We start from the raw sequence: 7,161 nt of genomic DNA, 5'->3' as shown, positions 1-7,161 counted from the left end.
CTTCAGCCGGAACCGCGACGCGGTTCCGTCTAAAACGATCAGGCTCTAGCGGCCGCCCAGGGTGGCGCGCAACATCCAGGCCGCCTTCTCGTGGGCCGCCAGCCGCTGGGTCATCAGGTCGGCGGTGACGTCGTCGCCGTCGTCCTCGGCCGTCTTCAGAGCCTGACGCGCGGTGGACAGCAGGGTCTCATGGTCGCGCATCAGCTCGTCCAGCATGGCCGGGGCGTCCTTGTCCGGATCGCCGTCCTTGATGGAGGTCAGGTTGGCGAAGGCGCCATAACCCTGGGGCGCCGCCTCACCCAGGCTGCGGATGCGCTCGGCGATCTCGTCCAGGGCCTCCCACTGTTCGCGGTACTGCTGTTCCAGCAGGTTGTGCAGGGCGAAGAACTCGGGCCCGCGCACGTTCCAGTGATAGCCGTGGGTCTTAAGATAGACCGCGAAGCTGTCGGACAGGACGCGGGTCAGTTGTTCCGCAACCTCCTTGCGGTGGCCCTTGCTGATGCCGGTCTTGATCGTGGGGTCCATGGGAATGCGTCTCTCCTGTTTGCACGCTTCAATTTGATTAGATGGGAGGGCGCGGCCCCTTCACCAAGGTCCGCCTGCCCCTTTCCAGCCCCTGGAACGCATTGCGCCATCATGCGTTGCCTAGGGTCGCGTGACGCCGAACTCGGGGGAGTGATGGGGGCCTTGGCCTCGCTGAGGCGAGCTGTTGATTTCGAGGCCGGGCTGGCCCGCCTGGCTCGTCGCCCCCTCACGTCCCCGCTGCACAGCCTGGCGACGGGGCTGGCATGGGGCGTCGCGGCCATCCTTGTGCGCTGGGCCGCGTCTGGCTTCTATGGCTCCATCAGCGGTTTCATGATCCTGCTGCCGGGGGTGATCCTGGCGGCCCTGGCCGGCGGCCGGATCGCGGGTTTCGCGGCCATGGCGGCCTGCCTGGTCGGGGCGCAGCTGCTGCTGGGATCGCATGTCCAGGGGGTCGGCCTCTGGGATCGGCTGGGCGTGGTCGCCACGGTGAACTTCCTGCTGATCGGCGCCTTCGTGACCCTGGTGTCCGCCGCCCTGGGCAAGGCCCTGAGGCGGCTGGACGAGGCGCTCAGGGCGCGGTCCGCCTCCGACGCCCGCGCCGAGGAGACCGAGGATCGGCTGACGGCCTTCAGCGAGTTCTCTCCCGCCCTGTTGTGGATGAGCGACACCGCCGGCGCCTGCATTCACCTGAACAAGGCCCAGCGCGAATTCTGGGGCGTGGGCGACCAGGGCGAGTTCGATTTCTCCACCACCCTTCACCCGGACGACCGCGACCGCGTGGTGGCCCAGAGCATCGCCGCCACCCAGGCCGCCGCGGCCCTGGTCACCGAGGCGCGCTATCGCCACGCCTCGGGCGACTGGCGCGTGCTGCGCACCGAGGCCCAGCCACGTTTCGCGCCGGACGGGGCCTTCCTGGGCCTGATCGGGGTCAATACGGACGTCACCCAGGCGCGGGCCGCAGAGGCCGCCCTGCGCGAGAGCGAAAGCCGCTTCCGCCTGATGGCCGACAGGGCGCCGTCGCCCGTCTGGCTCACGGGCGTCAAGGGGGATGTGGAGTTCGCCAATACCGCCCTGGCCGAGTTCTACGGCGTCCCGGCGACCCGGATTCTGGGCCACGGATGGAAGCAGTCGCTTCATCCCGACGACCTTGATGCCGTGAACGCGGTTCAGGCGCGCGCTCGGCCCCAGCACCAGCCCTATGATTTCGAGGCCCGTTTCCGCCGCGCCGACGGCGCCTGGCGCTGGATGCGGGTGGCGGTCAAGCCGCGCCAGGACACCGACGGCCGGTTCCTGGGCTATGTCGGCATGTCCTTCGACGTCACCGATACGCGTGACGCCCTGGACGCCCTGGCGGTCCAGGGACGGCGCCAGGCCTTCCTGCTGTCTCTGAACGACCGCATCCGCGACCTGTCCGATCCGGAAGAGGTCATGGTCACGGTCGAGGAGCAGCTGGGCGCCGAACTGGGCGTCCAGCGGGTCGGCTACGGCGAGGTGGATCAGGATCAGGGCATTGTCGCCAACAGCCGCGACTGGACCTCCGGCGTGGCCAGCGCCCAGGGCCGATTCAGCCTGCACGCCTTCGGCGCCCAGTTGTTGGAGGACCTGGCCAAGGGCCGCACCGTGGCCATCGCCGACATCGGGGCCGACCCCCGCACGGTTCCGGTGGCCCAGGCGTTCAAGGCCATCGAGACCCGCGCCATCATCCGCGCGCCCCTGATCCGCGGCGGCCGGCTGCGCGCCTTCCTCTATGTCCACGCCGCCGCGCCGCGCCAATGGACCGCCGCCGAAATCCGGCTGGTGGAAGAGGTCGCCGCCCGCACCTGGGCCGAGGTCGAACGGGCCCGCGCCGAACTGGCCGTGCGCGAGAGCGAACAGAGGTTCCGCGCCGTGGCCGACACCGCTCCGGTGCTGATCTGGGTCACCGGCCCGGACCGGGTGCGCGAGTTCGTGAACCAGGCCTATGTCGCCTACAACGGCGGGACCTATGAGGAGGCGCGGCTGGCGGACTGGCGCGCCGTCATCCATCCCGACGATCAGGATCGGGTGCTGAGCGAATCCCTGGCCGGAGAGGCGACACGCGAGCCCTTTTCGATGGAGGCCCGCTATCTTCGGCACGACGGCGAATACCGCTGGCTGAAGTCGTTCTCACGCCCCCGCCTGGGACCCGGCGACCAGGTGCTGGGTTTCGTCGGCGTGGCCTTCGACGTGACCGAGATGCGCGAGGCCGAGCATCGCATCGCCGAATCCGAGGCCCGGTTCCGCACCGTCGCCGACAGCGCCCCGGCCATCATCTGGATGAGCGACGAGCTGTTTCGCATCGTCTTCGGCAACCGCCGCTACAAGAGCTTCTTCGGCGTCCGGTCGGACCAGAGGCTGAGCGCCGCCTGGCGACGGCTGATCCACCCGCGCGACCTGTCGCGGTTCGAGCGCGCCTTCAGCAAGGCGCACAAGGTGCGCGACCGGTTCGAGGCGGTGGTCCGGGTCAATCATCCGACCCAGGGCGAGCGCTGGCTGCGCACCGAGGGGGTGCCCCGCTATGACGCCGCGGGCCTGTTCCGGGGCTATGTCGGCGCCACCATCGACGTCACCGACGCCAAGCGGGCCGAGGACGATCTGAAGCGGATCAACGAACTGCTGGAAGAGCGGGTCGGCGAAGCCCTGGCCGAAAAGGCGAAGGCCGAGGCCGATCTGATGCACGCCCAGCGGCTGGAGGCGGTCGGGCGGCTGACCGGCGGGGTGGCGCACGACTTCAACAACCTGCTGACGGTGGTGATCGGCGCCCTGGACATGATCCTGCGTTCGCCCGACGACGCGGCGCGGCGCAAGAAGCTGGGCGAGGCCGCCCTGGCCGCCGCGCGGCGCGGCGAACGGCTGACCCATCAGTTGCTGGCCTTTTCGCGCCGCCAGGCCCTGCGGCCCGAGATCATCGACCTGAACGGCCTGATCCGCGAGGGCGAGCCCCTGTTGCGCCGGGCGGTCGGCGAAGCGGTGGAGTTCCGCCTGAAGCTTCGGCGGGGCGGGGCCCGGGTCAATGTCGATCCGGCCCAGTTCGAGGCGGCCCTGCTGAACCTCATCGTCAACGCCCGCGACGCCCTGGCCGACGGCGGCCGGATCACTGTCCAGAGCCTGAACTGCGAGATCGGCGAACAGGAGGCGACCGACATTCCGGCCGGCGACTATGTCTGCGTCACCGTGACCGACAATGGCGACGGCATCCCGCCCGAGATCATCGACCGGGTCTTCGACCCCTTCTTCACCACCAAGTCGGTCGGGAAGGGCACCGGCCTGGGCCTGAGCCAGGTCTATGGCTTCGCGCGCCAGTCGGGCGGCGGGGTCCAGATCACCTCCACCCCCGGCGAGGGGACCGAGATCCGCCTGTTCCTGCCCCGGCTGAAAAACGTCCGGCCGGGGCGGGCGGCCGCGCCGCGCGCCGAGGCGACCTCCGCGAGGATCGTGGCGGGTCGGCGCATCCTGCTGGTGGAGGACGACCCGGCGGTCGGCGCCGTGGCCGTCGATATGCTCAAGTCCATGGGGCTGGAGGTCACCGCGGCCGAAACGGCGCCCCAGGCGCTGGACCTGCTGGAGCAGGGAGCCTTCGACATGATGCTGACCGACATTGTCATGCCTGGCGGCATGAGCGGGGTCGAACTGGCGCGGCGCGCCTCGGAGCGATACCCCGCCATGCGGATCGTCCTGACCTCGGGCTACGCCGGGGACGATGTCGACGAGACCCTGAAGGACGCGCCCTGGCCCTTCCTGGCCAAGCCCTATTCCGCCGACCAGCTGCGGCGGCTGCTTCACGACGGCGCGACCCCCTACTGAGCGGGGCCGAGCGGGCGGCGGTGATTACCGGCGCGCCTTGCGGGCGGCGTAGCGGGCGTCGCGGCGAGCCTTCTGTTCTTCCTTGGTCAGCTGCTTGCGCTCCTTGCGGGCGGCGCGCTTTTCGGCGTCGATCGCCTCCTGCGCCTCGCGCTCGGCGTCCAGGCGCGCGGCCTCCTTCTCGGCCTTCTCGCGGCGACGCTCGGCCTTGGCCATCTCGTGTTCCTGGCGCAGGGCCTCCTTTTCGGCGGCGCGCTTCTCGGCCAGCTTGTCGAACTCGGGATCCGGCGCGGCGGCCTTGGGCTTGAAACGCGCCAGGAGCGCCTTCTTGGCGTCCTGCTGGGCGGCGAGGCGATCGGTGAAGCCGGTGTTCTTCAGGTCTTTCATGCGGGCGGAGACGGTCCTTCGTCGCGCGGCCGGGCTGGGCCGCCGGATGCGGAGATATGGGAACCGGGAGGCTGAACCTCAACCGGGACCGAAAATCAAGGGGCGACGTGGCTCAACCGACGCTTTCGCGCGGCCGGGCCCCGGACAACAGGTCCAGGATCAGGGCGTCCTGGGCGATCGGCGTGCGGCATCCCAGGTCCAGACCGCGCACCCTTGTGGTCACCCCGTCATGGCGGATGCAGGCGGCGATCGGCCGTCCCGTCCGCGCTCTACAGCCGGTCCAGGAGGTGGCCCAGTGCAGGGTCAGGCCCGAGTCCAGCTGCCGCGTGCCGATCTCGTGCCGGGTCTCGCCCCGGTCGCCCAGGGCCTCCTGCATGGCGTCGGTCGAACAGGGGGCGGCGTCGGAAACCTCGACATAGGCGGCGGTCCGGTTCCAGGGGCGGACGGAATCCAGCACCACCCCGCCCTCGAATAGCTCGACGGTCATTTCGGCCGGGTCATAGGCGGCGTCCAGGGGACCCAGGGCGATGGTCCGCGACGGGCCGGCCGACGGCGCCAGGGCGAGCACCACGGCGGACAGGATGACGAGTTTGGACAGCATGACCCGCACAGCAATGCCTGTGCGGGCCCGCGCGGTCTTCTTTCAGGACCTGACGCCTCAGCGCGGCCGGTCGGCCTGGCCCGCCGCCGCCCCCGCCGCGCCGCCCACGGCCGCGCCAACCGGCCCGGCCACCACGGCCCCGGCCACGGCGCCCGTCGCCGCCTTCTGTTCGGTGGTGGCGCCGCAGGCGGACAGGATCAGGGCGCCGGCGATGGCGGTCGCGGCGACAATCTGGGTTTTCATGGAACAGCCTCCTCGTGTGGATGTCCGCGCATAACGAAACGGCAAAGCCGGAGTTCCCCCTGGCCTGGGCGGCGCGCCTTGAACATCGGGAGGGACCATCCCATCTGGATTTCAGTGTTCGCCTGACCGGCGACGAGGCGCCCAGGTCGTTTTCAGATCAGGATCGAAGTAATCGGGGCGCTGTCTGCCGCCTTGAAACAGGTTGGCCGCATATCGCCTTGGTGGTGCATGATAATTTCTCATCGATGCTCATCCGCCCATGAATCTTGCGAATCAACCACATTGACGCCATAAACGGATGGCTATAGGCGCGCCTTCCCGGCCCCGGCTGTTCGCCCGGCGCCGACCCCGCAGCTGAAGTCGAAGCGCGACTTCATGCAGGCGAGACGACCCAGGGGCGACGTTTCCAGCCCTGCCGAACAGGACGACGCCTTTGACCCACGCCCTTGGCCTGACCGCCATGCCCGCCTCCGCCTCTGCGCCCTCGGACCGTGTGGTCCGGATGCGCCCCCTGGCGACGGCGGCGATGTTCGGCGGACTGGTCGGGCTGGCCATCGGCTGCGCCTATCTGGGCGGGGCGACGGCGCGGGCCAATACGGTGCGGGATCAGGCCAAGCGGATCCAGGCGGCCACCGCCGCCGGCTTCACCGAAGAGGCCCTGTCGGCCGCCGCCGGCGGTCTGGACGAGGGCGCCCTGGCCATCGCGCGCCGCCATGATCCCTATACGGTCGCCGGCGGGGCCCAGCGTGACCGCCAGGCGGCCCTGCTGACCGCGCGTCTGGAACAGCTGCGCCCTGCCCCCTCGGGCCTGCGCCGCGTCAGCCTGACCGCCGGCCCCTCGGTCCAGCCCTTCCATCTGGCCAGCGCCCTGGACGATTCCCGCGACCTGGATTGCCTGACCCAGGCCGCCTATTACGAAGCCCGCGGCGAGGGTTTGGACGGTATGCGGGCGGTGACCCAGGTGGTGCTGAACCGCGCCCGCCACGGCGCCTTCCCCAACAGCGTCTGCGGCGTGGTCTTCCAGGGCGCCGGACGGCGTTCCGGCTGCCAGTTCAGCTTCACCTGCGACGGCTCGATGCGCGGCGGCGTCAACCGCGCCGCCTGGAACCGGGCGCGTGAAGTCGCGACCCGCGCCCTGTCCGGCTATGTCTATGCGCCCGTCGGTTCGGCCACCCATTTCCACACCACGGGCGTGGCGCCGGGCTGGCGCGCCTCCCTGATCCAGGTGACCCAGGTCGGCCGGCACCTCTTCTATCGCTTCGGCGGGCGCGCGGGCGGCAGTTCCGCCTTCACCTATACGCCGCGCCCCTCGACCGCCTCGGACGAGCCCCAGCTGATCCAGGCCGGTCTGGAGACCGCGGACGTCGCGCGTCAGGCGGGCCAGGCCATCGCCTATACGGCCCTGCTGGCCCAGGAGGGCCGCGAACTGCCCGCGCCTGAAACGCCGGCGGCCAAGCCCGCGCCCCGCCCCGTCGCTGCGGTCGCCCCGGCCCCGCGCCCCGCGCCCGCGCCGGCCGAGACCGCTTCGGTCGCCGCCGTGACCGCCAGTCCGGCCTGAGGCGGGGGTCTGAGGCGGCGACACCGCC

General features: G+C 70.6%; 6 protein-coding genes. 2 read left to right on the top strand and 4 right to left on the bottom strand.

Annotated elements, in window-relative coordinates; all coding sequences use genetic code 11:
• Positions 1 to 45: 45 nt before the first annotated feature.
• Complete coding sequence (locus KF910_RS12340; RefSeq protein WP_292263312.1) at positions 46 to 525, bottom strand: Dps family protein; 480 nt, start codon at positions 523 to 525, stop codon at positions 46 to 48.
• Between the two features lie 153 nt (positions 526 to 678).
• On the opposite strand from KF910_RS12340, the gene KF910_RS12335 reads away from it, so the two are divergent.
• Positions 679 to 4,347 (top strand): PAS domain S-box protein, encoded by a 3,669-nt coding sequence (locus tag KF910_RS12335; RefSeq protein WP_292263311.1) that lies wholly within the window; start codon positions 679 to 681, stop codon positions 4,345 to 4,347.
• A gap of 24 nt (positions 4,348 to 4,371) precedes the next feature.
• Here the strand turns inward: KF910_RS12335 and KF910_RS12330 are convergent, their stop codons facing one another.
• The 3 genes from KF910_RS12330 to KF910_RS12320 all read right to left on the bottom strand — a co-directional run bounded on the left by KF910_RS12330 (position 4,372) and on the right by KF910_RS12320 (position 5,575).
• Positions 4,372 to 4,731, bottom strand: coding sequence for a DUF6481 family protein (locus KF910_RS12330; RefSeq protein WP_292263309.1), 360 nt, complete (start codon positions 4,729 to 4,731; stop codon positions 4,372 to 4,374).
• A gap of 112 nt (positions 4,732 to 4,843) precedes the next feature.
• Positions 4,844 to 5,332, bottom strand: coding sequence for a hypothetical protein (locus KF910_RS12325; protein WP_292263307.1), 489 nt, complete (start codon positions 5,330 to 5,332; stop codon positions 4,844 to 4,846).
• Positions 5,333 to 5,389: 57 nt separating this feature from the next.
• On the bottom strand, positions 5,390 to 5,575 hold the full coding sequence (locus KF910_RS12320) for a hypothetical protein (RefSeq protein WP_292263304.1): 186 nt from the start codon (positions 5,573 to 5,575) through the stop codon (positions 5,390 to 5,392).
• A 433-nt stretch (positions 5,576 to 6,008) separates the two neighbouring features.
• Between KF910_RS12320 and KF910_RS12315 the strand changes: the two genes are divergently transcribed.
• Complete coding sequence (locus KF910_RS12315; protein WP_292263302.1) at positions 6,009 to 7,133, top strand: cell wall hydrolase; 1,125 nt, start codon at positions 6,009 to 6,011, stop codon at positions 7,131 to 7,133.
• Positions 7,134 to 7,161 lie beyond the last annotated feature (28 nt).

Source organism: Brevundimonas sp., from assembly GCF_019636155.1.
GTDB lineage: Bacteria > Pseudomonadota > Alphaproteobacteria > Caulobacterales > Caulobacteraceae > Brevundimonas.
This window is presented reverse-complemented; position numbering and strand designations above follow the sequence as displayed.